Genomic DNA, 24,657 nt, shown 5'->3' with positions numbered 1-24,657 from the left:
AGCGGGCCGAGGGCGCATCGAGCCTACCGAGCCCCCTTTGACGATCCTATTGACTGGAACTGACAGCGTCGAAGGGAAGAACGCCGAACCGGCGCCCTTTTTATGCCCGTTCGGCGACTGGCGCCCAGTTGGCCGGAGTTATCGGCGGCCGCCCCGCACACCACCCCTCCACAGACTCCGCACAGCCCGCACCATCCTGACGGCCGCCTCGGCGCTGCTGCTCGCCGCCTGCGGGGACAGGGCGCCTTCCTGCGGGGTCCGTTGCCTGCGGGCCACCCACGGGACGCCGTACCGGCTGAAGACCTCCGTCACCTGGCGCGGCTCCGACGGTGCCGGCGACGGCCTGCCGGACGGCGTCCTCGCCACCGGCCAGGACGTCACCGTCCAGGAGATCCAGTCCGTCAATCGCTGACGCGCAGCGAGGACAGCAGGAAACGCCGGAGGACGGAGGTCGCGAAGGTGATCGCCGCGACCCCTTCCGCCGCGCGGAGTTCGACGACCGTGCGCGAGGGGCTGTACGGCCGTACGTGCACGTTGCCGACGACGGTGGGTGCCTGGAGCCCCTCCACCAGGAGCGCCCGCGCGAAGCTCCAGGTGACCTCCTCGCCGTCCAGGGAGATCCACGGCGGGAAGACGAAGTGCACGGCCTGCGGGTCCGCCGAGGTGTAGCGGAGGGTCGCGGGCACCGCCACCTCCTGCTCGTCGGCGGTGAGCAGACGGGCGCCGGTGGGCTGTTCGAGCGTGATGGGCACGGGCGTACTCCGTCGGTGAGGGACCCGGTGCGGTGCCGGGGCCGGCGTGGGTCGTCGTGGGGCGTCGTGGGGCGTCGTGGGGCGTCGTGGGGCGTCGTGGGGCGTCGTGGGGCGTCGTGGGGCGTCGTGGGGCGTCGTGGGGCGTCGTAGATATGGAGTGGCTGCCCTGCGTCTGATTACGCCGGAATCGCACGGCAGTTGAGTGACATCCGTCACGTGCCGGTGCGCCGGAGACGACAGCACTCCGCCGCGCACCACGGTTCCCCCGCGGTCACCGCCTGCGCCGCCGTCACGACGACGGGCCGGCCAGGCCGGTCAGCCGACCTCGTTCTCCGCCGTCGCCTGCCCGTGGACCACGATCGCGCCGCCGTAGAACATGCCCGTGAAGACCGGTTCGTACGTCAACTGGACCTCGACCTGGACCTGCTGGGCATCGGCGGCGACGCAGTGCGTGGCCGCGATGTCGGCCGTGGACATGTCCATCTCGCGGGCGAAGGTCCTCACCCGGGCGTCGCAGTCCTGGAAGTTGATGGGCGCGGTGCCCTGGCCCTCGTACAGCTTCTCCCTGTCGATGTCCTGCGCCGCGTAGCGCGCCGCCTGTTCCGCGATGTCCGCGGCGCGTTCGCGTTTGGAGATGGACAGGCCGCCGTCGATGACGAAAGCGGACAGCGACAGGAACACCAGGGCGAAGATGATGACGGCGCCGGCGCCCGAGCCCCGGTCGTCCAGGCGGAGCCGGCGCGCGGTCCACCAGGTGCGCAGCAGCGCGATGCTCACGCTCACGCCGACCTCCGGAACGGGTCCAGCGGCGAGGAGAAGCTCGCGGACAGCGTGGTGGGGATGTCCAGGCCCAGCATGGCCAGGCCCCGGACCTCACAGCTCACCTCGACGGTGAAGATGCTGTCGGGTGCGAAGCCCGCACTGGTCTGGACGACGGAGACCGGGCCGGTGCAGACGTCCGACAGGTCGGCCTCGGCGGCCTTGCGCGCCTCCGACATGGCCGTCGCGTGGTCCTTCTGGATGGATCCGGCACGGGCCGCGTCGCGTGCGGCGCCGTCGACCGCGCCCCGCCCGTCGACGAGCTGCCCGAAGGCGACCAGCACCAGGATGAACAGGATCATGACCGGGGCGAGGATGACGACCTCGACGGTCGACAACCCCCGGTCGTCCAGGGCTCTTTCCCTTGCGGAGGACATCTAGTTCCTGTCCTCCACGAATCGCTCGACCGGCCCCGACGACCGCGCGTGCACCGTCAGGTCCAGGCCCGGGAACACCGTCGGGATGCGGGCCGAGATCTCGACGCCGACCGTGTTCTGTTCCGGCTGGAGCATCTTCACGTCGGGCGACAGGACCAGCTGCGGGCCGAGTTGCCTGATGTAGGAGTCGACCACGTCCTGGGCCTCGCCGCGCCAGGCGCCGGGCTCGGCGTCCGCGGTGGCACGGGCCTTGCGGGCGCCCGCCTGGGCCGCCGCCTGGGCCACGTGGTCGGCGAAGAAGTACAGCGCGAACTGCACCGTCGCGAAGATCATGAAGAAGAGGACGGGAGTGAGGAACACGAACTCGATCGCGGTCATGCCCGAGTCACCCGAGTCACCGCGCGCGGCGGCCGCCCGGCGGCGCAGCCATCCGTTCACGTCCACAAAGACCCCCGTCATCCCCGTTGTGTCCCCGTCGCGCGCCCGGTCAGCAGGTCCCGCTCGCGTTGGCGCCCTTGATGCAGTCGCCGACCTTCTTGGCACCGTCGCTCAGCGCGGCGTTGATGATGGCGGCCACCACGCCGACGATCGCCACGACGACCGCGGAGATGATGACCCACTCGACGGCCGAGGCACCGCGGTCGAGTTCGCCGGAGCGGGCGCGCTGCACCCGGCTCTGGAGGAAGGTGACGAGGAAGTCCATCGCCGGGATGCCGGTGCTGAAGTTCCGCCCGGTCAGGTTCCGTTCCTTCATGGTGAGTTCTCCCCTATTCCTATCGTTCCTGTCGGTACAGCAGTTGGCGAAGGTTCGCGATTCGGCTCACATCAGCTCACACCTGGAACACCCGCATCGCCGCCGGGAAGATCAGGAAAACCAGGAAGCCGGCGCACAGCAGCAGCTGGGCGACGAGCATCGACTGGGACTTCTCGCCCGCGCTGCCCTCGATCTCGGCCAGTTCGCGGTGACGCATGGTCTCCGCGCGGGAGGCGAGGGACTCACGTACCTTGGCGCCGTCGTCCGCGACCAGGGCCAGCGAGGCCGACAGGTCCTTGAGTTCCTCGACGCCCAGCTCCTCGCCGAGCGCGCCGAGCGCCTGCCACTGGCTGACGCCGGTGATCCGGGCGTCGGAGAGGGCGTTGCGGATGCGCTGGTTGGCCCAGCCGTCGGAGATCTCGGCGGCCGCCATCAGCGCCTCGGGCAGGCCGCGGCCGCCGGCCAGGCTCATCGAGACCAGGTCCAGGTAGGCCCCGATGACCCGCCTGAGGTCCCGGCGCTTGTCGGCCGCGTCCCGTCGTACCTCCAGGTCGGGCAGGAAGAAGAACAGGGCCGAGCAGACCAGGGACAGCCAGACCGGGATGACCGGGCTGTGGCCGAAGCCCATCGTGTAGACGACGGCGAACAGGAACGGCCCGAAGATCAGGCCGCCGGCCGCGAGCAGCACCTTGGTCGCCAGGAACTTCTCCCAGCTGCGGTCCAGGACGGCGAGGTCGGCCCGCAGCGAGCGCTGTTCCCAGCCCTGCTGCCGGTAGAACTCGGCGACCCGTGCGCCGACGTCGGCACGCAGTGAACCGAACCGGCCGGTGTCCTGGGTCTGCCGCGCCGACTCGTAGGCCGCGCCGCGTGCCCGCATCGCGTCGATCCGGGCGACCTGTGCGACCGGGCTGCGCTTGGCGGGCATCAGGGCGCGGATCAGGGCGTAGACGCCGAGACCCAGGATCACGCCGACGACGATCGGCATCGTCAGGCTCATCGGCGTACTCCTTCCTCGGTGGGCAGCGGCTGCTGGCCGGGCTGCCCGGGCACGGTGCGGGGCGGGCGTACGAACTGCACGGAGGAGCGGTCGCGGACCAGGAACCGCTCCGGTGTCTCGATGGTGGAGAGCTTGCGCAGCCACCAGAAGCCGAGCGCGAACAGCGCGCAGACCAGGGCGAGCACCAGCTGGCCGACGGCCGTGCCGTACGGCGAGACGAAGTCGCGGTTGAAGACGGCGAGGCCGAGGACGAACGCGACCGACACGGCGACGACGATCTGCACCGAGCGCCGGGTGGACGCCCGCTGGGCCATCACGCGCTGGCGCATGTCGACCTCTTCGCGGGACGACTTGGCGAGCGCGCCGAGCACCTGGCGCAGACCCGGGCCGCGGAGGCGGGCGTTGAGGATGAGCGCCGCCACGATGATGTCGGCCGACGCGTCGTCGATCTCGTCGGCGAGGTGCTGGAGCGCGTCGGGGAGGGGGGTGCGGGCGCGCAGCCGGTCGACGAGGGCGTCCAGGTGCGGGCGGAGGATGGGTGCGGCGGCCCGGGCCGAGGCCGGGATCGCCTGTTCCAGGCCGACCGCGCCGGCGATGGTGTCGCGCAGCGACTCGGTCCAGGAGGCGAGCGCCTCCACCCGCTTCATGGCGGCCCGTTCCTCGCCGGCGCCACCGAACAGCTTGTCCCAGAAGAAGACCAGGACACCTGCGGCGACACCGGCCACCGCCCAGCGGGTCAGCAGCAGTACGGCGAGGCCGACGATGGCCGCGAGGGAACCGCGCTGCCCGGCGAACCGGATCAGTTCGGCGGCCCGTTCGTTGGCCTTCTGCCTCTCGTGGTCGGGCTTGGCGGGCAGGCCGCGGATCGCCAGGATCAGCAGCGCGAGGCCGCCGCCGACCGCGATGCCGCAGCCGAGGGCGTACAGGACGGTGGTGGAGAAGAGCCCGCCCATGGTGCCCAGCGAGTCCAAGGGGTTGAGGTTCATGTCACGTCACCCCCATGCCCCGTGCGGCTGGTAGCCGTAGGCCATCAGGTCCTCCAGGCAGGCTATGGGCGCATGCGGTACGACCCGGCCGTCGGGGGTCTCCGCGAACACCTCGCTGGACAGCACCCGGCCGTCCACGCCGTTGACCTCACGGACCGAGGTGACCATGCGCTGCAGGCGGCCGCCGGTCTGGTAGTTGTTGCGCCGCTGGATGAAGACGACGAAGTTGACCGCGCCCGCGATCAGCATCTGGCTGGCCTCGATGGGCAGTCGCTCGGCGGCCTGGAGCGCGTACGTCGAGATGCGGTTGAAGACTTCGCTGGAGCTGTTGGCGTGGATCGTGGAGAGGGACCCGTCGTTGCCCTGCGACATCGCGTTGAGCATGGTGACGATCTCGTCGCCGAGGACCTCGCCCACGATGACCCGGGAGGGGTTCATACGGAGGGAACGGCGGACCAGTTCGGCCATCGAAATGGTGCCCTGTCCCTCGGAGTTGGGCAGCCGCTCCTCGAAGGCCACGACGTTCGGGTGCAGGTCGTGGAAGGTGTCGAGGCCGAGCTCCAGCGCCCGTTCGACGGTGATGAGCCGCTCGTGCGGCGGGATCTCGTTGGCGAGGGCGCGCAGCAGCGTCGTCTTGCCGGCGTTCGTGGCGCCCGCGATCATGACGTTCTTGCGGGCGCGCACGGCACAGGCCATGAAGTGCGCGACCTCGGGCGTCAGCGTGCCGTTGCCGACCAGGTCGGAGATGAAGACCTTGCCCATGCGGGCACGCCGGATGGACAGCGCGGGCCGCCGGGTGACGTCCATGACGGCGGAGAGCCGGGAGCCGTCGGGGAGGCGGAGGTCGAGCTGCGGGTTGGCGGAGTCGAAGGGCCGCGAGGAGAGACCCGAGTAGGCGCCGAGCACCTGGATGAGCTCGACGAGTTCCTCGTCGGTCTCGGCGACCGGATCCCCCTTCGCCTCCCGCCCGTCGCTGTACCCGACGAACACCTGGTCGCACCCGTTGATGTCGATGTTCTCGACCTCGGGGTCGTCCAGCAGCGGCTGGAGACGGCCGACGCCGAACAGCGCCGCGTGCACCGCGGCGGCGTACTGCTCCTCGGTCTCCGCGTCCAGCGGGGTGCGCCCGGCGTTGATCTCCGTGCGGGCGTACTCCTCCAGGATCTGGGCTATGACCGCGCGGGCGTACTGCCGTTCGTCCTCCGTGGACATCGGTGTGACACCGGCGGTCTGGTCCTGGCGGCGCTGTTCGGCGATACGGTCGCCGGCCTCCTGCCGGAACCGCTTGACCAACTGGTGGTCGACAGCGGTCATCGGCCGGCCCCTGCCTGGGGCGCCTGTGCCGGTACGGCCCAGGCGGCGCCGTACTGCTGGTGCAGGTCGGCGGTGACCTTGCGGGCCGAGCGGATGAGCAGGGACTTGTCGAGGCGCCCGCGCCTGCGGCCGGCCAGCTGGTCGGCGCCCGCGGGGTCGTCGGCGATGGTGCCGACCACCCGGGCGCCGGTCTGGGCGTGCACGAGCATGTCGTTGACCTGGTTGACCAGCTTGCCGGAGCTGGACGGGTCCGCCACCAGCACGACACCGATCAGCGGGGTCGCGAGGGCGGCGGCGCCGCGCGGACCGCCGTGCAGCTTCTGGGCCAGTGCGGCGGCGCGGTCCCGGACCCGGGCGAGGGCCTCGGGCTCGGTGCGTGACACGAGCAGCACGAGCGCGGCGTGCGGGAGGAGTTCGACGGCCGGGGTGTCGCCGCTGATCCGTCCGCAGTCGGCGATGACGTCGGCGGGCGCGTTCGGCGAGTCGGCGAGGGAGGCGAAGGCGTGTCCGAGGGTGGGCCAGAGCCCGGCCAGGCCGGCGGCGTGCTCGGCGATGCCGAGGCCGACGAGGACCTCCAGTCCGCCGCTCAACGGCTGGACGTGGTCCCAGAGTTGGTCGGGTACGAGCCCGCGCCGGGCCGTGGCGGCTATGGAGAGCATGCCGGTGTTGGGATTGAGCGGTCCGCCGTGCGCGGCGGCGCTGCGGTAGACCAGGTCGCCGCCGGCCGGGTCGGCCTCGGCGAGCAGTACCCGGCGCGGCCAGACCGCGGCCAGCGCGACGGCCGCGGTGGTGACGCCGGGGGAACCCTTGTCGGCGGCGATTGCGATGAGCGCCATGGGGTGGGGCCGCCTTCTAGTTGCCGTTGCCGGGTACGTGCACGATGGCGACCGCGCCCGCGGACGCGGCACGCGCGACGGCGGCGGCGTCGTCCTCGTCGACGAGCAGCGTGAGCGAGAGGTTGCCGGTGCTGATGGTGGCGTCGCTGTCGTCGGACTTGGTGTTGACCTTGGCGTTGTCGACGATCGGCGCGCCGGAGGAGGCCGCCGCCGAGTCGTTGCCGCCGGATCCGGAACCGGAACCGGAGCTGTTCGTGGCCACGTTGTAGACGGCGACGACGTCACCGGGCTTGATGTCGGCCGGGTACTGGCCCTCCTTGAGGGCGACACCGACGGAGGCCTTGCCGGCGGGCAGGGAGCTGCCCTTGGTGAACATGTCGCCGATGACGACCGTGCCCTTGTAGATGGTCGACCTGGCCTTGTAGGACTTCAGGGAGTCCAGCTGGGACCACTTGACGTAGTTGATGCCGTCGTCGGCCGCGACCAGGACGGACGTCGCGTTGCCGCTGGTGACGGACTCGCCGGCCTGGATGTCGTCGGTCACCTTGACGACCTCGATCCGGTCGCCGGCCTGCAGCACGAGCGTCGTCGCGCCCAGCGCGCCCAGCAGGATCAGCAGCACCGCGAGCGCGGCCAGCGCCGGCTTGCGCTCACGCGGCGCGGTGGGAAGCCGGTCACCGGCCGAAGGCTGAGCCGGGCCGGCGGAACGACCGGCGCCCGCCCCCGTACGCTCCTGGATCTTCACGCAACCGCTCCCCGTTACACCCAAGACTGTGTCTGCCAGAAACTCTGAAACGCCGTCAACGCTCTCCGCACCGCGAAAGCGGACACTCCACACGAATCACCCCGATTCGGCCGATTACTCCGCCGCGGGGTGAGTGTCAAGCGTTCGCACCGTATCAGCCGCACATAAGCCCCTCAAGGCGCGGCCGGACTCCTTGACCTCACTGAAATCGACGTTGCGATCTGCAACGGGGGTGGCCCCCGGGTCAGTTGAGAACACGGGGACAGGGACGCGCGGCGGACTGTGCGGCGGCGAATCCCGAACGTCCCGCTCGCACACCCGTCTTGCCCGGGGCCCTCACCACGCACCCATCAGGCCTGCACGAATCACTCACGCCGGTTTGACCGACCCATGTCATGAGGGTATCCGTGAGGAGGACCGGCCGCCCGGGTATCCGAAAGAGGACCCGTCGGCCGGGTGACGCATTGCCGGCATGAAGGACGGGGAAGGTGCCAGGCCGTGATCGAGCCGTCGTACCGACATCACTGGAAGCCCCCCGAGGGCGAGGAACTCGTGACGCGCGGCCGGGTGTCCTTCGCCACCGGGGCCGCGGGCCGGGTCGAGGGCCGACGCTGGTTCCGTGACACGGAACGGCGCGACATCCAGGACGAGTTGGCGGGCTGGCCGACCGGGCCGACGTACCGCCCGCGCTCATGGTTCGACCGGGTGGTGTGGGACGGCGTGGTGACGGTGTCCGTCCTCCTGCTCACCATCGTCTTCGGACTCCTCGGAGGCAGCCCGGCCCAGCCCGAGGGCCTCGGCACAAGCGAGGACCCGGAGAACGAGGAGAAGGACTTCCCGGTGGTGTGGGCGGCCCCCGGCACGATCGCCCGCACCCTCCCCTGGCAGCTCGACCCGGCTCGCCGTCCCGACCCGGACATCACGGAACTGGCCCTGACCGACCGGCGGTTGCTGGTGCTGGGCGGGCTGAAGGACCCCGGGGATCCCTGGGAGGAAGTCCTCTGGGAGACGGACCTGAGCACGGTGACCGCGGTCGAGCGGCGGCCCTTCGGTGTCGGCGGGCGGGACTTCAGGATCACCTTCACGGACGGTTCCTGGTGCCGGCTGACGTCCCTGGAGGGCCAGGACCTGATCCACCAGCTGGTGACGACCGTCCATGACGGGGTGCGCTGACATGGGCGGATCCGCCAGGCCCAGGCGCCCGAAGGCCGCTCGCGCCGCCCCGGAACCGGGAGGAAGAGGGGCGACTTCCTCTTCGGCTGCCTGGGCTTTCCGGTGATCGCGGGCGGCACTGTCCTGCCGGCACTGATCGACGCTCTGGGGCGACGGAGTCTCGCGGTGGGCGGCGCTGATGCCCTTCCTGCCCCTGGCCTTCAACACGGTGGACAGCGGCAGGAGCAAGCACCGCACGGACTTGCCGAGTTGGGTGTTCTCCCCTACCCGTGGCTGTGGGCGCTGGGCATCTTCTCGACGCTCGCCGGGGCGGTGGCAGTCGTGTGGGCACTCGTCGTGCTGAGCCGGCGGAGCGACGCGGCTACGGCGTGACCCGGACGGTCCTGGCCAGTTCGTCGGTGAGAGCGCACAGCAGGTCCGTCCGGGCGAGGGCCCGCCAGGACGTGAACAGGACGAGCCCCCACGCCGGGTCGGCGCGGATGCCGTACGCACAGGTCTCCGTGACCGTCCCCAGCCCGTCCCGGCCGACGTCCTGGACGTACGCGTGCCGGACCCGCACCGCCGGACCCGCGGGAAGGGCAACCAGCTCGGCCTCTGGCGGACGGTAGGAGACCGGGGTGGGGGCGGCGAGGTAGCGCCGCAGCAGGTCGACGGTGACGGCCGGGTACGTGTCGTCGGCGACCAGCGCGGACAGCTCGATCCGGGCCAGCTCACCGAGGCGCGGCTCGGGGACGTACGACAACGCCGTGACCGGGCCCCGCCCACGGGAGTCCGCGGCGGCCTCGCGCAGCTCGGCGGCGAGGGCGTCGAGCAGCTTCGGCTCGTCATCATCGTCCGGACCGACGCGGCGCGCGGCCGCCTCCGCGGCCCACGCGCGCAGATCCACGGACGACTGCACGGGCAGCGCGACGGCGCCCTCCGGTGTCCGCATACGAACGGTGGCGGCAGCGAACCCGGGCATCAGGCCATCCATTGCAGAGTGCGGGCGACGGAGTCGAACAACGTGACCAGGGCCTCCACCAGCGGCTCCAGCGGTGGTGCCGTCGGGGTCGAGAAGGAGAGCAACAGCCGCTGGCCGCTGTGCGGGACGGCGAGGTAGACGTCCAGGTGGGCGACGGCGAGCTTGTTGCCGTCGAGGCTGCCGGGGGCGTCGGGGGCGGGCCGGCGGAGGTAGCGGTGGCGTACGGCCGGGCCCGCGGGGAGGTCGACGAGGGTGACGCCGTCGTCACCGACGCGGTCGGCGTCGGCGCGGAGGGCGAGGGAACGGGCGATGTCGCCGAGGTCGCCCGGGTCGGTGCCGGGCGACGGCACCAGGACGGTCACGACCAGACCGGCCGAGACGGCAACCTGGCCGAGGACCTGGTTGACGACGTACATCTCCACGCCACCGTTGGCCCGTGCGGCCTCGGCCTGTGCCCGCATCCGCTCCGCGAGCGCGGCCTCCAGCTGCGGAGTGGCCTGCGTACGCCGCAGCCCCCGCTTGACCAGCTTGTCGATGCGGTGCGTCCAGCGCTCCGGGCTGTCCAGCACGATCCGCTCCCAGCCGTCGGGCACGGCGAGGCGGTAGTCGGAGGGGGGTGGGACGGAGGTGACGTGGGATTCCGTGCCGTCGGTCATACGTCCGTTCCGCTCGCCCTGTGGCCCTGTTCGCCCCGCCCGCTGCGGCGCTCGTTCGACCGGCTCATCACAGCAGCGGTCACCGGGGTGAGGACGAGGACGGCGGCGGCGGCGAGGCACACGTATGCGGCGGCGGTCCCGCCGACGGCGGACTTGCCTCCGAGAACCGGCCGGTAGTGATCCGACGGGTCGATCACTGCGAGGGCCTTGGCGCCGGCCATGGCCTCGTCCGTACACCGCTCGTCGTTCTTGAAGACCCTGCGGACGGCTCCGTCCGGAAGCGTGACACGGCAGTACGTGACGCGAACACCGTGCGACGCCTGCTCGCGCAGAGGCTTCGCGTAGGTGACCGTGGCCTCCTGCCCACGCAGGTGCAGGTACCACTCGTCGGCGGCGTACGAGCCCATCCAGATCAAGGCGGCATAGGCGACCGCGACGAGGCCGCAGGCTACGAGCCCTCCGAAGGACCTGCGGGTCTTGAACCCCGCCCAGGCCACGGCCACGCCGCAGGCGACACCGACGAAGAGCGCGGAGGAATTGAGGACGTACGTGGACAGCAGGCACAGGGCCACGCCGATGACGGCGGCCAGGAGCAGCCACATCCACGTCCAGGCCCCTCTGCTCTCGTCCGTGCGCCGGTCGCCGTCGAAATCCCAGAGGCTGGAAGGGAGGGAGTGTTCCGTGAGGATGTGCCGCACGGCCAGCTCACCGCCCTCCTCGAGGGCGATGTCGCGCAGTCTCGGCAGACCGAGCCCCTTCTCCTCGAGTTCGCGCTGTCTGCTTTTCGGGAGCCGGGCGAACTGTTCGTCGACGGTCTGACCGTCTCCAAGTGCCACTTTCCTCGTTCTCTCCTCACCCCTGCGGGCCTCGCCGTGATCCGATACCGCTGACAGCCTCAGCCGCCGGCGGCCTTCCAGTTCCAGTTGTAGAAGGGAATGCCGCTCGACCCGAGGGGAGCCGTGTGCTTGAGCCCGTCGAACTGGTTGCGTTCGACGGAGGTCGGCTCCCAGCCCGCCGAGGGCGCCAGGTTCACGATGCCCGCGCCCAGCGGCAGCACCTGGCTCGCTGCGTACAGGCCACCGGCCGACCATGCCTTGCCCTTGAAGACCGAGTCGGAGAGACCGCTCCACCTGGGCAGGTCCTTGGTGAGGATCGAGTCCTCGGCGCCACGCTCGGCGACGGCCGTGCGGATGTCGCTGAAGTACGCCTTGAAGTTGACGGACTCCTTGACGATCGACTTCATCCTGGGCAGGACGCTGTCCGGTCCCTTCGCCAGGGCCTCGGCGATCTTGCCAGCCTTGACTCCCGAGTTGGCCTGGGCGATTTCGCCGGCCAGTTTCTCGCCCACGCCCAGTCCCCGCAGGTTCAGGAACTCCCTGAGCGCCGACGATCCTCGCGCGGCGGTGGCCGCCTCTTTGAAGGTCGTCCCGAGAACCCGGCCGGCGCCGAAGGACAGCACGCCGACCACGTCGATGGCGACGTCCAGCCAGGTGCCCTTGCCGTCCAGCGCGGAGACGGTGTCGCAGACAAGCGCGACCACGGAGGCGATCAGGGCCAGTGCCCCGAGCACCTCGCCGAGGATGGGGACCCAGCTCAGTACCAGAGCCAGCAGGCAGAGCACCCCGGCGATCGCTCCCGCCCAGTGGCCGACGGTGGCGACCCGGTCCTTCCAGTTGTCCCACCAGTGGTGCTTGGGGTCTTTCAGACCATCGTGGTCGATGGCGTCCCGTATCGCCTTGGCGGCGTACCCGGCCTGGGTGTCCCGGTAGTCGAGCGCGGCCCGGATCTCCCGCTTCGCGGCGTCCAGATCCCCGTCCGAGGCCTCCTTCTGCCGCTTCAGCTTCTGCTTGTCGGGATGGCTGTCGTCACTCGACGGATGCTGGTCGATCTGCTTCTGGTAGTTACTGCTGTCGGCATCGGCAGCAGCAGCCTTCCGCAGCGCGGCGCGCACCCGGTTCTGGGCGTGGTTGAGAGCAGCGGCCCAGTTCTCCCGCACCTGATCGGCGACGGGCTCGTACGGCACGGAGGATCCGAGAGCCGCACCCGCCGCCGCGTACCGCTGGTGCGACTGACCGAGCAGCTTGACGGTGTCGTCCGTCTTCTTGGTGAACTCCCGCCCCGCGTCGGAGTCCCACCCGTTCCCGTCGACGAGGTTGTTCAGCTTGCCGGCCTGCTCCTCGATGAGCTTGGCGGTGTCGGAGATCCGCTTGCCGAGCCGGGCGACCTCGTACGGATCCCCGGGCGTGAACTCCCTGTCGTCGTAGCGGGCCGTCTGCCAGTCGACACCGGAGAAGTCGTCGCTCACTTCTCCCCCGGCTGCTGCGCCTTGAGCAGCGCGTCGGCGAGATGCTGGTCGATCCCGTCGTAGGCCTTGGCCGCCTCGCCCGCGGTCTTCCCGAGGAACTCCAGCCCGTCACAGAGCTGCTTGCGCTTCTTCTTCCAGTCGTCGGCGAAGTCGTCCAGCGCACCGGCCACCTCGCCGGACCCGATCTCGGAACCGTACGAGTCGACGAGATCCTTCGCGTGTTCGAAGTTGGCCTTCAACTTCGCGACGGAGCGGCTGATCTCCCGCAACTCCGTCGTGGACACCTTGACGTGCTCCGCCACCACTACCCCCGTGAACACCTGCCTGCCCGGCCGCCCCACGAGACGCGGAGGACCACGGTCACTGTGTGTCGAGCGTTTCGGGGGCCACAACCAACGGACCGCAAAGGGAGACCAAAGGAGGGGATGCTGAACCGATCCCGGCTACACCACCTCGACCTCTTGCTTCGGCACACCCGCCTCCGGCCTCACCTGCGGCTGCCTCACGGCTCCGACACAGGAACGCACTGTGCAGGCACGACACCCACTCGCCTACGCGCTCCCTCAGGGCCCCAGAACACAGAGGAAGCCGCACACGAGTGGGCGTCACGCCACGCTCTCTTCCGCCGGACCATGGCAGGCTCGGCCCTCGTGAGCCGCGACGAGTAAGCCCTCGTCGACATCGATCGCCTGGGACGATCGGGCAGGACGACGTCGAGAACAGGAACTCGTCGGAGCAGAGCATCGCAACGGCACCGCCACTTGAAGGCGACCGGGGCCGTCACCTCTTCGAGCACGATCGGGACACATCACACACCACAAGAAGCCGATTTGTACCTAATTGCCTATTTCGCAGGGAAGTTCGCTCTGGCGAAACCGTGAAGCCCGCCGATAGCGTCTGCATCCTCGACGAATTTCATTCTCACGGGGAGTCCACTGTGAAGCGCCGCACTTTGCCCGTTGCCACCGCGCTCGCCGCCGCCGCGGCCCTGCTGCTGACGGCTTGCGGAGGCGGGAACGACAGCTCCAAGGACAACGAAAAGATCGCAGGGGCGGACGCCAACGGCACCAGGACGTCAACATCCCCGACCCCGTCGAACACCGCAGCGAATATTCACCGTCCGACCATGACGTTCCCCTCGGACTTCGAGATGGTGTTCGACATCACCCGGCGGTCCGGCGAGAAGGAGGCCGCAGCTCTCGCTGACGCGGAGAACTTCGTCCGGGCCGTCAACTACGGGATCGTCCGGCAGGACCCGGAGGACGCGGCTTACAAGTTCTATTCCGCGGCTGGCAGCAGCGCTCAGAGTTACGCCAAAAAGCAGATCAAGCAGTACGTCGACGGTGGCTGGACCGTCACCGGGGTTCAGCGCTACTCGCAGGGCAAGGTCGATCTGGCGGCCGACGGCAAGCGAGCCTCTGTCTCCTTCTGTGATGACGACTCGAAGTTCTACGGAAAGGAAGTCGAATCCAAGAAGATCCTCAAGACCAGTCCCAGCGACAAGGACTACTACTACTTCGAGATCGTCATGACGGCGTCCCAGGAAGCCCCGGGCCTGTGGACCGCTGAGGACATCGAGGTACAGACGGAGGCCACGCAGTGCAAGGCATGAAGCGCCACACAGTCGGCGTTACCGGACTGACCGCTGTCCTGCTTCTCGCCACAGCGCACAGCGCCTTCGCCGGCGGCCCCATCGACAAGGGTACGGCCAACACCCACAAAGACACCGGTCTCAAGAACGACACGCTCTACGCGGCGGTCTCTTACGACACTTCGAAGAACGGCTCCGGCTCTTCCGTGGGACACGTCTCGGCCACGGGGGCCTCCTGGACACCTCCGGCCTGCTGGATTGCGCCGAAGTGGACGGCCAAGCAGTTCGCCCAGGAAACGGAGTCCGAGTACAAGAACGTCACGACCGACCCCAATCAGCCTAACTACGCGAAGAACGCGACGTCTCAGTTTCGAGACAAGTACAAGGACGGCGAGTACAAGAACTACAACCTCGACAAGCAGGACGACGGCATGTGGTGGGGAGCAGTCGAGAACCCGAACGCGGCCATCCTCGATCGAACAGCGTGCAATTCCACTCTGCCTTTCTGGGCGGAGAACGGCGAGACTCCGAAGGTCAAGAACGCCATCTCGCCGGAGATCCTGGCTGGACTCGCCTATGAGCAGATCGAAGTCCCGGGCACCGAGGTAACGCTTGCCCCGAGCGGCACCACCAAGGTCAACCTCGCCACTTGGGCATGGTTGGACAAGGCCGACTTCAAACCCGTCTCCGTCACGGCATCCATCACCGCGCCGGGGCTGAACATGCAGGCCACCACCATGGCCAGGCCCACCTCACTGAGGCTCCAGCCCGGAACCGACGCCGCCGAGATCTATCCTGCTTCCGGCGAATGTGCGATCAACGCCGACGGCTCGATCGGTGAGCCGTACGCGAAAGGCAAGTCCGGCGACACACCGCCGTGCGGCGTCAAGTACCTGCGATCGTCGGGTGATGGGACGTACAAGCTCCAGGCCACCGTCACCTGGGAGATCACTTGGACTGGAACCGGGGGTACGGGTGGCAACCTGCCTGACGGGACTTTCGGTAATGACCAGGACATCAAGGTTCAGGAAATCCAAGCCGTGAATCGCTGAACATGCGCGGGCGGAATGCACCACTCGTTCTGCGGCCCACGGGAACACACCCACACCCTCAAAGAACACAAGCACCGCATCGGGAAGGACGAGTGGATGACCGACCAGGTGCCGGAAACGGCCTTCGTCAATCCGGCGACCATCCGCGCTTGGCAGAATGAGCGCCGCCGCTCGCTCGCCAACCTGATCTTTTGGATTTTCTGCCTACTGGGCTTTGTAACTCTCTTCACGAGAGCGGAGGACCACGTGGGCAAGCTTCTCGCGATCGCCCTCTCTGTCCCGGTAGTTCTCGTCATCACGGTGGGGATCGGTCTCGCCTCCGTGCGCTGGGAACACATCGGCAAGATGAGAGCCGTACTGAAGGCGTATCCCTGGCAGTACTGCCCTCCGCTTGGAAAATCACCTGCCGACATCGAGTATTTCCGTCTGCCTGATCCGGATGAACCACACAAGAAAATCCAAGTGGCCTTCCGGCGATATGGCACGGGCAAGTCCTGGCGGCGCTCGGTGAGGGAAGCCAGGTCGGCGGGATTCACGTTTGCGGGGGATCCACGGTACGCCTGCGTGGTCGCACTGCCTGGCCATCGAAGGCTACTGGCCGTGCGCCCTCAGCACGTGCACCTCGATAGCGGCGGTACCAGACCGCGCACAGTGAGCGAGACCGCCTGGCACCGCGCGCAGGAAGCCGGCATCACCGTCCCCCCGTCCCAAGAGGAACAGCGGCGCAAGCTTCTCTACTCACTGTGGAAAGCCTTCAGGAAAAGTCCATCATCTCGTTAACACACCAGCTGGCTCAACTCCCACCTGATACGAGGCATCATGCCGGAATTTCATTTCACCATGATCGACGGGCAGGACGACGTCAAAGACGGGCTTGTCTTCGGTCATATCGACGTCCGTGGGCCGAATGCGCAAGCATCCTCACGGAGCCGCGACAAGGACGGCGGGCTGGGCATTCAAGTGTTCGTGGTGCTGCCCGACCTGCTGGACGGCCTGGGCACTCTCCTCAGGCGCGGCCGGGGAACCTTCAACTTCACGGACCCCATGTTTTCGATCAAGTTCAAGCTCGATAAACGCGGAAATCTGACGATCTCGCACCGTCGGACCATGATCGACGAATCTACACCGGAAGTTGTGGCGGAGGCAGTCTGGTCGGCGGCGGAGGAATTCACAGACAGGTACCTCGACCACATCACAGAAGCGACAGATTTCACAACCATCTCGGACACCGGCGAAATTCAAAACGTCGAGATCCGCCCACGAGTCGTGGCTGCGATGGCGCGCTTCCAGAATACATTGAATAATCTCAAGAGCTGAGGGCCGCCTTGGCCGGCAGGATGCCCGGCTTGTATCCGAGGCCTCCGCCACCGCCACTGACGGTGTCCATGAACACCCCACTGGTATCGAAATCTGCGCCGAACAAAGCTGTGTTGACGGTAGCCCGGGTCAAGCTGGTCACAAAACCCTGCGCCGCACCGACCGTACTCGTACCCAACACGTTCTTGCCGTTCAGCGCCATATTGAGTTTACCGAACTGCCTTCGGTCCATGTTGAACAGACTGCTCCGATAGAGCTTGCCGGGCAGGTTGGACAACCCCTTGCTCACCAGGGTGCCCGTCCCAGCTCCGACGACATTGCCTGTGAGGTTCTGCAGGGCATTCTTCTGCACCTCGCTCCAACCGCCGTTCAGGACATCCTTGAGCGTCATCTTCATCTCGCCCTTGGCGAACGCGAAGCCGACCTGGCGGAAGCCCTTGAGGTCCTCGCCCATGCGCCATACCTTGACCAGGCGGGCGAAGGCGATCTCCGCCTTCCTGACCTTGAGCGCCATCCTGAACCCGGACATGAACTTGCCTGCCTTCGCCAACATGGCGACCTTGCCGACCAGCGGGATGCAGTCCAACGCGGCGAAGAGGAGATCTCCCCAGCCTGCCTTGCCCTGGGAGAACTGGACGATGGTGTCCGCCAGCACGATCAGAGCGGCGGCCAGAACGAACCACACCAGCGGGCCACCGACGAAGAGCAGCAAGATGCCGGCGACGGCCACGAAAACCTTGGCGAAGAATACGAACCCCTTCCACGCCTCCCCAAGCCAGTCCCCGACCTTCTCGTACCACTTCTTGTTGTGGATGCCGGCGTCGGAGGCGCTGTGGATGTCGTGTACGAGTTTCGTCGCGGCCTTGGCCTGATCCTTGCCGGCGTTCTCCGCCTTCGTCCTCAGTTCCGCCAGCTGGGAGTGCAGGTTGTCGACCTGACTCTGCATCGCCTTCTGTTGCTCGTTGGCGTGCCGCGCGTCGCGTGTCGCCTTACGGACCTCCTCCTCGTCAGGTACTGGTGCGCCTCCTGCGGGGTTACTGAGCTTGTCCTGGGCCGACTTGGCACTGTTCGCGGCAGTGGTGGCACCGGCGAGGCGGGACTGCGCCTTGGAAAGGTCGCCGCGCAGGATCCGGGCCTTGGCGAGCGCGTGGTCCGCACTCGTCTGGGCGTGTTGCAGCTTCCCGGCATAGGCCAGCAGAGCGCCCGAGACGAGATCGTACGAGTCGTAGAGTTTCTGCAACTGGCCCGGTAGTTTGCCGATCTGCTCCTTGAACGCGCCCATGGCCTTCCCGGCCGATTCCTTCAGGACGGAGTCCTTCGAAGCGGAGCGCATTCCCGCTAGCACCGTGGCGACGTCTTCGGCGAACGCCTTGTACCGCTGGCCCTGAAGTGTGACCTCATGCGGATCGCCGGGCGTCGGGTCGTCATGCAGATCGAGGTTGTACCAGTCGGTGGGGCGGACCATTGAGCTCAGCTCTCCGTGTCGAGTTCAGCGCGGTGTACGAAGCGAAAGGTGCTGGTGATGAGGTCGAAGAGCTCCAGCATGGGTTCGATCAGGGCCAATTGGGGGGTGCTGGCGCTGATGACGGCGACCTTCGGATCGCCGTCGGGGAACGGGACGAGGGTCTGCATCATCGCCGCGCGGTAACTGCGACTGTCCTCGGGGATCTCGACGTCCTCGATGCCTTCGGCACGCGCGGCCTGGCCAGCATCCGGCAGTTCCACCAGACGAACGCGACGCCACGGGTCTGTCAGGCGGCGGCCGGGCTCGATCGGCGTCAGGACGCGCATGAGCGTGTCGAGGCCGGTGGGTGCGGTCTCACCCGTGGTCTCGTTCATGGCCGTGTTCACGCTGACCGTGAGACTGGCGACCATCGGCTCGCCGTCGACAATCTCGCACATGGACCCGGAGTAGACGACGTCGGCCGTCCGGGCCTCGCGAGCCACCCTTTTCAGGGTCTTGATCAGATCAGCCTGATGTTCGGCCAGTTCCGGCCGCTGTTTGACCCGCTTCGCGACCACCTCGCGGATCGAGCGGTTCACCGTGGCGGGGTGGATGTCGAACTCGTACCAGGTGCTGGGGACCTGGATGTTGATGCCGATGACGTCCCCGGGAGCCGCGCCGGCGAATGGATCCTCAGCGAGGGAAGTGTCACTTTCCACCTGCGACCTTCCTCTCGTGCTTACGGAGGGCGTTCCGGAGATCGACGTCCAGCTCGGTCATCTTGTCGACGATCTCCTGCGCCACCTTCGCCACGTTCTCGAGGCCGGTGTCGATCTCTCTACGGCCGTCCTTCCAACCGTGCATGAACCCTTCCATCGCGTCGAAGGCCGCGCTCGAGCCCAACTCTCCGTTTCCCAGCTTCCGATCGACCTGGCCGGTGTCGTCCATGCGCTCCTTGATGGACCGCAGTTGGCCCGCCAAAGCGTCCAGCCCGGCAAGACTCAGGACGAGATCACCCTTGGACATGTCTGGTTCCCCCAATGCCCCGGCACGTGTAGTCGTGGCGCACGTCGTCGCGTGTGCAACGCGCCCGTAGGAGCGTACTGGCCGCTGTGTCCACGCCGGATGCCGACCAACCCGTTGCAGCACACACGTTACAAGCGGGCGCGGTTTCCGACAGGGCACCCTTGCAGACCCGAAAGGCGTGCCGAGAGAGACGGCGGACTCACTCCACCTAGCAGCTCCGGATCAACCCATTCAAGGACATCACGCCTTCGGGTACAAGCGGGACACAGATCACGCCTCCGCGCCTCCTACGCACGCGGAATTGTCGGTACATGCAAGGGAGTTCACGTTGGCGAAGCCGAGAACTTCACCGATGCGGTGGGGTCTCCTGAGTGGACTCGTGTCTCGCGGAGAGTTCGCTGTGAAGCGCCCTGCCTTGCCTGCTGCTGCCGCACTGGCGGCGACGGCAGCAATGCCGTTATCCGTCTGAGGCTCAGAGCCGGCGACAACGACAGGAGCGCCAACGCCGACACGGACGCGAAGACACCGACAACATCGACATTCGCGTCTGGAGCACCGGCAGAGGACAAGCACGACGGCGTGGACGTGTCCCTGCCCAAGGACACGAATCTGTCCTTCGGCTCGGGCAAGCCGAAGGACAGGAGCGAGACGGCGGCAATGTCGTACGCGGCGAACTTCTCTGTGCCATCAACCGAGTTAGCGGCAAGCGAGGTCGCCGTGTACGCACTCACCACTGGCACACCGTCTCACTCAAATGCGAACCAGACGGTCGGGCGGAGTGCCTGCCCGCCAGCGCCTTCGGAACCACACAAGACGTCACCCTCCAGGAGAGCCAGATGGCCCACCGCTCAGGTCTCCCGAACCGGCCCGGCAGGGCTCACGGCCCCTCAGGTGATCCACCGCAACGACTCCGCGATGGAGTCGCAGAGTCTGCGCATGGGTCCTGCCACTCCGTTGAGCGGCACCGCGAACGCCAGGACCAGATAGCCGACACCGCCGGGCATCCGGACGTACAGGTCCAAAGTCGCCGGGCCGAGGACCCGGACGGTCTCCCCCGCGGGGAGGATGACGGTCGAGACCTCCGCGGCGGAGTCGCGCTGCTCCTGCTTCGCCCGCAGTGACTGCTGGAGATCCCGGGTGGTCAGTCCCCCGGGGCGAGGGATCAAGGAGACGATCAGCGAGGCGGGCAGGACACCGCCGCCCTCCAGCTCCGGCCTCAGGAAGAACTCCAGTGCACCGGTTCTGACCCCGGACTCGGCGGTGTTGCGCAGGGTGGCCCAGACCTCCTGCTTGAGCTCGGCCGGAACGTTCCTGCCCTCGGCCTGGTGATCCACGAACGTCTTCAGCTGGGCACGCCAGCGATCCTGAGTGAGATCGATGCGGAACCAGTCCCGCGGGACCAGGATCCGGTAGTCCTTGGGAGGTGCCGCCGCGTCGGGGTCCAAGGTCATCCGGACATCACCATCGGCTTGCCCGAATCGTTGAACAGGCGGACGCTCTTCACGACACCCGCGAACATGGCCGAGAAGACGTCCCAGGCCCGCGGTGTGGGGGTGCCCATCTCCAGAACCAGCACCGTCCCGTTGCTCAGCGGTATCTGGACCTGGATGAAAGAGGTCACCACCGGCTCGTCGGCTCCGGATGCGGTGAGGCTGCCGGGCAGACTCCCCTTCCGGGTTCCGATGCAGGACACGGCGTGGCCGCACGGCAGCTCGATCTCGCTGACCTGACCCATGCCGAGGTGCCGCATCGTCGAGCCCAGGAACCCGACGGGGTGAGTACCGGCCCTCTCGTCCAGATCGGTCATGCTGACGGTGACCGTCGCCGTGCACCGCTCCCCGTCGACCTCTGTCAGCACGAAGCCGGAGTACTGGATGCCGGCCTCGACGAAGGAGTCGTAGTGCGCGGCGACCATGACCGCCCACTCCAGTTGCACTTCAAAGGTGGCTTCCGGCATCACGGCGCGCGCCAGCTCGACGAGCTGCTCGGCGGCCTCGTCCAGGGTCTCCGCGTCCATCGGGATCTCGAAAAAGCCCTTCGGCATGATCCAGCGGACGTCGATGCCCGGCCCGCCGATCGAGCCCTGAACGTCTTCTTCAACTGCTGCGGCGCTCACGACAGGCCTTCTCCATCGATGGTTTCCGATTCATCCACTTCGGGACGGAATGTGGCCGCGAAGGGATACGGGCCGTAGTGGGGATAGCCGGCGGGAATGTCTGCCCCCTGCCTGCGCGCCAGTTGTGCGAGTTCGCGGTAACCCCGCGCCCTGGAACGGAGATTCTGACGTACGGGATTACCCCAGTGGGCGGAGGCGGTACGTACGAACACGGCGAGCAGTGTCAGTACGACGGCGGCGGCCACGGCCGTGTAGGCGAGCCGCGCGGTGTCCGACTCCCAGTACTGGACCACGCCGCCCCCGTACACCGCGGCACCGAAACCCACCACCGCCAAAGGGGCACCCGTCTTGAAGCCCGCGTTGAACATCGCGGTCTCGTCCTCGTGCCGAAGCCGCAGCATACGGAGAACCGCACCGTCGTCCAGGAAGTCGAAGCGCAGTTCCCTGCCCGACTTCTCGGCGAGAGCCCTGGCGGCAGGGACGGCGGCGATCACCTCACTCGGGACCAGCCGGACAGGATCCGTACCCCTGCGGCCGACGAATTCCCCTTCGTCGAGGCCGGTCGGGTCGCTCACTTGGGTCACCCCTCTTTTTTTCAGGCTCAGTACATCGGCTTCGAAACCGCCACGGCTACGCGGCGAGAGCCGCATGGAACGGCTTCGGCGAAGGCTGCGGCGACGGGCTGGGAGTCGGGGTCGGTTTGGCCGTTTCCGGCTCCTGGTAACCAGTGGTCCCGCCGTTCTCGCCGCTGAACATCCGGTGGAGCGCGCTCGCCAGGCCGTTCCCCTTGATGACCGCGGTGATCTGCTTTCCGCCGATGGGGGCGAACTTCTCGGGCAGACCGGCGACGTTGAGCCTCTGTCCGAGCTTGAGGCCCTGGGCAAGGACCTTGTTGGTCATGCTCACACTGAGGCCGTTGAGGAAGTTGTGCCCGATTCCGTCCAGCCCTCGAAGAGAGGCCTCGCCCCAGGTGCCGGCCTTGCCGAATGCCTTGAGCTTGGCCAGTCCCCTCAGTTTGCCCACGGCCTTGAACCCCTTGAGGGCCCCGAGGCCCGGAAGGACTCCGAGGAAGTCCGTCCCCAGCTTCAGCCAGTTGACCTTCCCACCGCGCACTGTCATGTCGTACGCGTGCCCGGCCAGTGCCGCCGCGCTGGTGAGCACCGCAAGGGTGGCGAAGATGGGTACCAGGAACTGCAACGGCGGAATGAACGCGCAGACGACCGCGAGGACGGACAGGATCGCCGAGATGTTGGAGAACGTGTCCGCCCAGTCGGCGAGCCAGTTCATGAATCCGCCGGGGTCGCGCACCGCGTCGTGGTGGACCACATCCTTGATCCGGCGGGCGGCACGGTCCCCGGCGTCGTCGAAGATGTCTCTGGCGTCCTTGACTTCCTTGCGGGCCTGTCCGATGCGATGCAGCGCCTCGTCGCGCTTCTTCTCCCAGCGTTCGTACTCGGGCCTGTCGGCCTCGGGTATCTGGCTGACGAGGTACTTGTCCGTGAACTTCTTCACTTCGCGGTCGGCGAGATCGTGGTCGGACTCGGCCTCCCGGTAATCCGCCAAGGCCCTGTCGGCCTGCTTCTGGGCCCGGTGCAACTCCCCGGCGAATTCATTTGATTCGCCCTCGGCCACCTTGGTGCCCACCGCCTTGGACGCCTCGTCGTACCGCTCGAACGCCTTCTTGAGCCGGTCTCCGGCACCGTCGGCTATCTCGTTGAAGGCTCGGCCGGCGTCGCTGTCCCAGCCCTCCACCGAGGACAACGCCTTGATGACCCGCGCCTGTTCGTCGATCATGTCGGCCATCTGCCGCAACTTCCGCCCCAGGGCGGCGACTTCGTCCGGGTCCCCCGGGGTGGGATCCTCGTCCCACAGCGGCGGCCAGTCGCTGGATCGCCTGCTCACTTCCTGCCCTTCCCCGTGTTATCGGCAATTGCCTTGGCCAACTCGTGGTCTATCTCTTCGTACTTCTGGGCTGCGGCCCCGGTGTACTCGGCGAGCTTCTTCAGTTCCTTCGACAGCGTCTTACGCGTCTTCTTCCACGTAGTACTGAACTCGTCGAAGGCGTCTTTCAGTCCACCGTGACCCAGTTCGTCCTCGTAATCGTCCGCGGGGTTCCCATGCTGATCAAACTCATTGTGGAGCTTGCCCAGAGTCCGTGAGCACCCCTTGATCATGTCGAGGTCGTACCTGATTCTGTCGGCCATCGAAAAATTCCCCCATCATGGACATGAGACACTGCCGCGAGACTTCCTTCGGCAGACGACTTGGAAGGTGGGACGCTTTTGTCCACGAGCACCGACCGCACCGTACGGGACCGACTCGGCGTCACACCCGACGCGGCAGCCTGGTGCACGATCGGCAAGATTCCCGAGCCACCCGCCGAAGTGCACCGGGCAGCCGGAGCCGGGCCCCTGCGTCCCGCGTCCATGAGGCCGCTCGGCATGCTCGGCGTCACGCTGGGATCGCCCCTGCTGTTCATCGGCAGGCTGCTGAGCCTGCTCGGCGCCGGCGAGGAGGCACTCAAGCGCATGCTGTCGACCACCGGGGACCAGGAGCGCCACCGCGCCGCAAAGCTCGACGAGAAGCGGCGTGACGAGGCCATCGTCGAACTTGGTCTCGACAAGACCTTCGACGGCGACTGGAACGCGGCCGCCGGCCGCTTCCTCCTGCAGTGGTACAGCCGTTCCTCCCACCACCAGCGCCTGGTCGCCCTTGCCGGAGACCGCATCCTGCTGGCCGCCCCACCCAAACGCGTGTCCATCCGCCGGGACGCACTCATGCAGGTCGTCGCGGAGATACCGGCCGGGGACGCCACCCTCGCCGACCCCCTCCCCGCGTTCGAGACCGACCGCCTGCTCCTGCGCTTCAGGGACGGCTCGTGGCTGAGGCTGACGACCGAGGAGTGGGGCAGCGAACTGCACACCTACCTGATGCGTCATCCGCAGCCGGACGAGACCCGGACCGCCGAAGCCTGACAGCCGGGTGCGGCAGAGTACCTGACGTGCTCCGCCGCACCCGGTCGCTCAAGGTCGCCGGACCTTGCTAACCCTTGGCCTGCTTCGCCAGCTGGTCGTCCAGCTGCTCGTACGCTTCCTTGGCCTTCTTCAGGAAGTCCGAGAGCCCGTGCAGGCCCTGGATCGTCTTCGTCGCGCCCTTGGTGAAGTCCTTCATGGAGTCGTCGTACGCTCCCGAGGCCTTCTGGGTGGTGAAGCCCTCCTCCACCAGTGCCGAGACACGCTTCTCGATGTTCTTGATCTTGTCTTCGAGCTCGTGCATGTCCTTGATCAGGTCGCCGGCGACCTTCTCCATCTCGGCATAAGTAAGGTCTGTGTCTTTGCCCTTGCCCATGTCGGCATCCCTCCCGTTGTGTTGTGGCCGCCCCAGGGCTCGCCCCCGTGGCTTGCTCGGACGGATCGGCCGGTCCTGACCCGGCCGT

32 protein-coding genes are annotated in these 24,657 nt (G+C 67.6%); 8 read left to right on the top strand and 24 right to left on the bottom strand.

All coding sequences use genetic code 11. From position 1 onward, the window contains the following. Positions 1-49: 49 nt before the first annotated feature. Positions 50-412: a hypothetical protein gene (locus tag ACFXI4_RS14865; RefSeq protein ID WP_384990503.1), complete on the top strand. Its 363-nt coding sequence runs from the start codon at positions 50-52 to the stop codon at positions 410-412. Here ACFXI4_RS14865 and ACFXI4_RS14860 read toward each other — a convergent pair. From ACFXI4_RS14860 to ACFXI4_RS14815, 10 genes are all read right to left on the bottom strand, one after another. Further along, a complete protein-coding gene (locus tag ACFXI4_RS14860) occupies positions 402-752 on the bottom strand; it encodes an SsgA family sporulation/cell division regulator (protein WP_384990500.1) in 351 nt (116 codons plus the stop codon). The genes ACFXI4_RS14865 and ACFXI4_RS14860 overlap by 11 nt on opposite strands. A 315-nt stretch (positions 753-1,067) precedes the next feature. Further along, positions 1,068-1,529, bottom strand: coding sequence for a pilus assembly protein TadG-related protein (locus ACFXI4_RS14855; protein WP_362722108.1), 462 nt, complete (start codon positions 1,527-1,529; stop codon positions 1,068-1,070). Between the two features lie 2 nt (positions 1,530-1,531). Continuing rightward, entirely contained in the window at positions 1,532-1,948 is a 417-nt protein-coding gene (locus tag ACFXI4_RS14850) for a TadE/TadG family type IV pilus assembly protein (protein WP_362722091.1), read from the bottom strand. Further along, positions 1,949-2,407 (bottom strand): TadE family protein, encoded by a 459-nt coding sequence (locus tag ACFXI4_RS14845; protein WP_384990498.1) that lies wholly within the window; start codon positions 2,405-2,407, stop codon positions 1,949-1,951. A gap of 28 nt (positions 2,408-2,435) precedes the next feature. Then, positions 2,436-2,687, bottom strand: a complete 252-nt coding sequence (locus tag ACFXI4_RS14840; protein WP_362564663.1) for a hypothetical protein — start codon at positions 2,685-2,687, stop codon at positions 2,436-2,438. Positions 2,688-2,778: 91 nt separating this feature from the next. Continuing rightward, positions 2,779-3,699: a type II secretion system F family protein gene (locus tag ACFXI4_RS14835; protein WP_384990496.1), complete on the bottom strand. Its 921-nt coding sequence runs from the start codon at positions 3,697-3,699 to the stop codon at positions 2,779-2,781. Next, complete coding sequence (locus ACFXI4_RS14830) at positions 3,696-4,652, bottom strand: type II secretion system F family protein (RefSeq protein ID WP_362722102.1); 957 nt, start codon at positions 4,650-4,652, stop codon at positions 3,696-3,698. Before ACFXI4_RS14830 ends, ACFXI4_RS14835 begins: the two co-directional genes overlap by 4 nt. A gap of 39 nt (positions 4,653-4,691) precedes the next feature. Continuing rightward, complete coding sequence (locus ACFXI4_RS14825) at positions 4,692-5,999, bottom strand: ATPase, T2SS/T4P/T4SS family (RefSeq protein WP_362722085.1); 1,308 nt, start codon at positions 5,997-5,999, stop codon at positions 4,692-4,694. Beyond that, positions 5,996-6,835: a hypothetical protein gene (locus ACFXI4_RS14820; RefSeq protein ID WP_384990494.1), complete on the bottom strand. Its 840-nt coding sequence runs from the start codon at positions 6,833-6,835 to the stop codon at positions 5,996-5,998. The genes ACFXI4_RS14825 and ACFXI4_RS14820 overlap by 4 nt, the downstream gene beginning before the upstream one ends. 16 nt (positions 6,836-6,851) lie before the next feature. Then, positions 6,852-7,580 carry a hypothetical protein gene (locus ACFXI4_RS14815; protein ID WP_384990491.1) on the bottom strand — a complete coding sequence of 243 codons (729 nt, stop codon included), beginning with the start codon at positions 7,578-7,580 and terminating at the stop codon, positions 6,852-6,854. Positions 7,581-8,078: 498 nt separating this feature from the next. On the opposite strand from ACFXI4_RS14815, the gene ACFXI4_RS14810 reads away from it, so the two are divergent. Together ACFXI4_RS14810 and ACFXI4_RS14805 are read left to right on the top strand one after the other, a co-directional pair. Further along, a complete protein-coding gene (locus ACFXI4_RS14810) occupies positions 8,079-8,753 on the top strand; it encodes a hypothetical protein (protein WP_384990489.1) in 675 nt (224 codons plus the stop codon). Positions 8,754-9,002: 249 nt separating this feature from the next. Then, positions 9,003-9,125 carry a hypothetical protein gene (locus ACFXI4_RS14805; protein ID WP_384990486.1) on the top strand — a complete coding sequence of 41 codons (123 nt, stop codon included), beginning with the start codon at positions 9,003-9,005 and terminating at the stop codon, positions 9,123-9,125. Here ACFXI4_RS14805 and ACFXI4_RS14800 read toward each other — a convergent pair. From ACFXI4_RS14800 to ACFXI4_RS14780, 5 genes are read right to left on the bottom strand one after another with little or no spacing between them, the layout of a single operon-like run. Then, positions 9,115-9,714: a hypothetical protein gene (locus tag ACFXI4_RS14800; protein WP_384990483.1), complete on the bottom strand. Its 600-nt coding sequence runs from the start codon at positions 9,712-9,714 to the stop codon at positions 9,115-9,117. The two genes, ACFXI4_RS14805 and ACFXI4_RS14800, sit on opposite strands and share 11 nt — an antisense overlap. Beyond that, on the bottom strand, positions 9,714-10,370 hold the full coding sequence (locus ACFXI4_RS14795; RefSeq protein WP_384990480.1) for a hypothetical protein: 657 nt from the start codon (positions 10,368-10,370) through the stop codon (positions 9,714-9,716). Before ACFXI4_RS14795 ends, ACFXI4_RS14800 begins: the two co-directional genes overlap by 1 nt. Continuing rightward, a complete protein-coding gene (locus ACFXI4_RS14790) occupies positions 10,367-11,206 on the bottom strand; it encodes a hypothetical protein (protein WP_384990478.1) in 840 nt (279 codons plus the stop codon). The genes ACFXI4_RS14795 and ACFXI4_RS14790 overlap by 4 nt, the downstream gene beginning before the upstream one ends. A 59-nt stretch (positions 11,207-11,265) precedes the next feature. After that, positions 11,266-12,675: a hypothetical protein gene (locus ACFXI4_RS14785; protein WP_384990475.1), complete on the bottom strand. Its 1,410-nt coding sequence runs from the start codon at positions 12,673-12,675 to the stop codon at positions 11,266-11,268. After that, entirely contained in the window at positions 12,672-12,977 is a 306-nt protein-coding gene (locus ACFXI4_RS14780; protein ID WP_384990473.1) for a hypothetical protein, read from the bottom strand. Before ACFXI4_RS14780 ends, ACFXI4_RS14785 begins: the two co-directional genes overlap by 4 nt. 575 nt (positions 12,978-13,552) lie before the next feature. On the opposite strand from ACFXI4_RS14780, the gene ACFXI4_RS14775 reads away from it, so the two are divergent. From ACFXI4_RS14775 to ACFXI4_RS14760, 4 genes are all read left to right on the top strand, one after another. Next, complete coding sequence (locus ACFXI4_RS14775; RefSeq protein WP_384990470.1) at positions 13,553-14,287, top strand: hypothetical protein; 735 nt, start codon at positions 13,553-13,555, stop codon at positions 14,285-14,287. Then, positions 14,284-15,318, top strand: a complete 1,035-nt coding sequence (locus ACFXI4_RS14770) for a hypothetical protein (protein ID WP_384990467.1) — start codon at positions 14,284-14,286, stop codon at positions 15,316-15,318. The genes ACFXI4_RS14775 and ACFXI4_RS14770 overlap by 4 nt, the downstream gene beginning before the upstream one ends. A 96-nt stretch (positions 15,319-15,414) precedes the next feature. Next, on the top strand, positions 15,415-16,098 hold the full coding sequence (locus tag ACFXI4_RS14765) for a hypothetical protein (protein WP_384990464.1): 684 nt from the start codon (positions 15,415-15,417) through the stop codon (positions 16,096-16,098). A 60-nt stretch (positions 16,099-16,158) separates the two neighbouring features. Further along, the gene (locus ACFXI4_RS14760) at positions 16,159-16,635 is read left to right on the top strand and encodes a hypothetical protein (protein ID WP_384990462.1); all 477 of its coding nucleotides are present in this window, start codon (positions 16,159-16,161) and stop codon (positions 16,633-16,635) included. Here ACFXI4_RS14760 and ACFXI4_RS14755 read toward each other — a convergent pair. From ACFXI4_RS14755 to ACFXI4_RS14720, 8 genes are all read right to left on the bottom strand, one after another. Then, positions 16,625-18,100, bottom strand: coding sequence for a hypothetical protein (locus tag ACFXI4_RS14755; protein ID WP_384990459.1), 1,476 nt, complete (start codon positions 18,098-18,100; stop codon positions 16,625-16,627). The two genes, ACFXI4_RS14760 and ACFXI4_RS14755, sit on opposite strands and share 11 nt — an antisense overlap. Before the next feature lie 5 nt (positions 18,101-18,105). After that, the gene (locus tag ACFXI4_RS14750; protein ID WP_384990456.1) at positions 18,106-18,678 is read right to left on the bottom strand and encodes a hypothetical protein; all 573 of its coding nucleotides are present in this window, start codon (positions 18,676-18,678) and stop codon (positions 18,106-18,108) included. A 109-nt stretch (positions 18,679-18,787) separates the two neighbouring features. Further along, positions 18,788-19,105 carry a hypothetical protein gene (locus ACFXI4_RS14745; RefSeq protein ID WP_384990453.1) on the bottom strand — a complete coding sequence of 106 codons (318 nt, stop codon included), beginning with the start codon at positions 19,103-19,105 and terminating at the stop codon, positions 18,788-18,790. Between the two features lie 887 nt (positions 19,106-19,992). Beyond that, a complete protein-coding gene (locus tag ACFXI4_RS14740; RefSeq protein WP_384990451.1) occupies positions 19,993-20,556 on the bottom strand; it encodes a hypothetical protein in 564 nt (187 codons plus the stop codon). After that, a complete protein-coding gene (locus ACFXI4_RS14735) occupies positions 20,553-21,221 on the bottom strand; it encodes a hypothetical protein (protein ID WP_384990448.1) in 669 nt (222 codons plus the stop codon). Before ACFXI4_RS14735 ends, ACFXI4_RS14740 begins: the two co-directional genes overlap by 4 nt. Further along, positions 21,218-21,871, bottom strand: a complete 654-nt coding sequence (locus ACFXI4_RS14730) for a hypothetical protein (RefSeq protein WP_384990445.1) — start codon at positions 21,869-21,871, stop codon at positions 21,218-21,220. Before ACFXI4_RS14730 ends, ACFXI4_RS14735 begins: the two co-directional genes overlap by 4 nt. Beyond that, positions 21,852-23,123 (bottom strand): putative T7SS-secreted protein, encoded by a 1,272-nt coding sequence (locus tag ACFXI4_RS14725; RefSeq protein WP_384990443.1) that lies wholly within the window; start codon positions 23,121-23,123, stop codon positions 21,852-21,854. Before ACFXI4_RS14725 ends, ACFXI4_RS14730 begins: the two co-directional genes overlap by 20 nt. After that, positions 23,120-23,425 carry a hypothetical protein gene (locus ACFXI4_RS14720; RefSeq protein ID WP_362716258.1) on the bottom strand — a complete coding sequence of 102 codons (306 nt, stop codon included), beginning with the start codon at positions 23,423-23,425 and terminating at the stop codon, positions 23,120-23,122. The genes ACFXI4_RS14725 and ACFXI4_RS14720 overlap by 4 nt, the downstream gene beginning before the upstream one ends. A gap of 78 nt (positions 23,426-23,503) precedes the next feature. Between ACFXI4_RS14720 and ACFXI4_RS14715 the strand changes: the two genes are divergently transcribed. Beyond that, a complete protein-coding gene (locus tag ACFXI4_RS14715) occupies positions 23,504-24,196 on the top strand; it encodes a hypothetical protein (RefSeq protein ID WP_384990440.1) in 693 nt (230 codons plus the stop codon). 67 nt (positions 24,197-24,263) lie between these two features. On the opposite strand, the gene ACFXI4_RS14710 is transcribed toward ACFXI4_RS14715, so the two are convergent. After that, positions 24,264-24,569 (bottom strand): WXG100 family type VII secretion target, encoded by a 306-nt coding sequence (locus ACFXI4_RS14710; RefSeq protein WP_351317920.1) that lies wholly within the window; start codon positions 24,567-24,569, stop codon positions 24,264-24,266. Between the last annotated feature and the right edge of the window lie 88 nt (positions 24,570-24,657).

Origin of the sequence: Streptomyces sp. NPDC059224, assembly GCF_042754285.1 — a bacterium.
Taxonomy (GTDB): Bacteria; Actinomycetota; Actinomycetes; order Streptomycetales; family Streptomycetaceae; genus Streptomyces.
Note: the sequence above shows the minus strand (reverse complement) of the source record. Positions and strands in the feature narration are given on the sequence as shown.

Coding starts and splice junctions, on each gene's coding strand:
- ACFXI4_RS14765 (WP_384990464.1), top strand. CDS start 15,415: ATGACCGACCAGGTGCCGGAAACGGCCTTCGTCAATCCGGCGACCATC.
- ACFXI4_RS14770 (WP_384990467.1), top strand. CDS start 14,284: ATGAAGCGCCACACAGTCGGCGTTACCGGACTGACCGCTGTCCTGCTT.
- ACFXI4_RS14845 (WP_384990498.1), bottom strand. CDS start 2,407: ATGACGGGGGTCTTTGTGGACGTGAACGGATGGCTGCGCCGCCGGGCG.
- ACFXI4_RS14825 (WP_362722085.1), bottom strand. CDS start 5,999: ATGACCGCTGTCGACCACCAGTTGGTCAAGCGGTTCCGGCAGGAGGCC.
- ACFXI4_RS14745 (WP_384990453.1), bottom strand. CDS start 19,105: ATGTCCAAGGGTGATCTCGTCCTGAGTCTTGCCGGGCTGGACGCTTTG.
- ACFXI4_RS14710 (WP_351317920.1), bottom strand. CDS start 24,569: ATGGGCAAGGGCAAAGACACAGACCTTACTTATGCCGAGATGGAGAAG.
- ACFXI4_RS14830 (WP_362722102.1), bottom strand. CDS start 4,652: ATGGGCGGGCTCTTCTCCACCACCGTCCTGTACGCCCTCGGCTGCGGC.
- ACFXI4_RS14740 (WP_384990451.1), bottom strand. CDS start 20,556: ATGACCTTGGACCCCGACGCGGCGGCACCTCCCAAGGACTACCGGATC.
- ACFXI4_RS14730 (WP_384990445.1), bottom strand. CDS start 21,871: ATGCGGCTCTCGCCGCGTAGCCGTGGCGGTTTCGAAGCCGATGTACTG.
- ACFXI4_RS14850 (WP_362722091.1), bottom strand. CDS start 1,948: ATGTCCTCCGCAAGGGAAAGAGCCCTGGACGACCGGGGGTTGTCGACC.
- ACFXI4_RS14795 (WP_384990480.1), bottom strand. CDS start 10,370: ATGACCGACGGCACGGAATCCCACGTCACCTCCGTCCCACCCCCCTCC.
- ACFXI4_RS14760 (WP_384990462.1), top strand. CDS start 16,159: ATGATCGACGGGCAGGACGACGTCAAAGACGGGCTTGTCTTCGGTCAT.
- ACFXI4_RS14720 (WP_362716258.1), bottom strand. CDS start 23,425: ATGGCCGACAGAATCAGGTACGACCTCGACATGATCAAGGGGTGCTCA.
- ACFXI4_RS14800 (WP_384990483.1), bottom strand. CDS start 9,714: ATGCCCGGGTTCGCTGCCGCCACCGTTCGTATGCGGACACCGGAGGGC.
- ACFXI4_RS14820 (WP_384990494.1), bottom strand. CDS start 6,835: ATGGCGCTCATCGCAATCGCCGCCGACAAGGGTTCCCCCGGCGTCACC.
- ACFXI4_RS14755 (WP_384990459.1), bottom strand. CDS start 18,100: ATGGTCCGCCCCACCGACTGGTACAACCTCGATCTGCATGACGACCCG.
- ACFXI4_RS14835 (WP_384990496.1), bottom strand. CDS start 3,699: ATGAGCCTGACGATGCCGATCGTCGTCGGCGTGATCCTGGGTCTCGGC.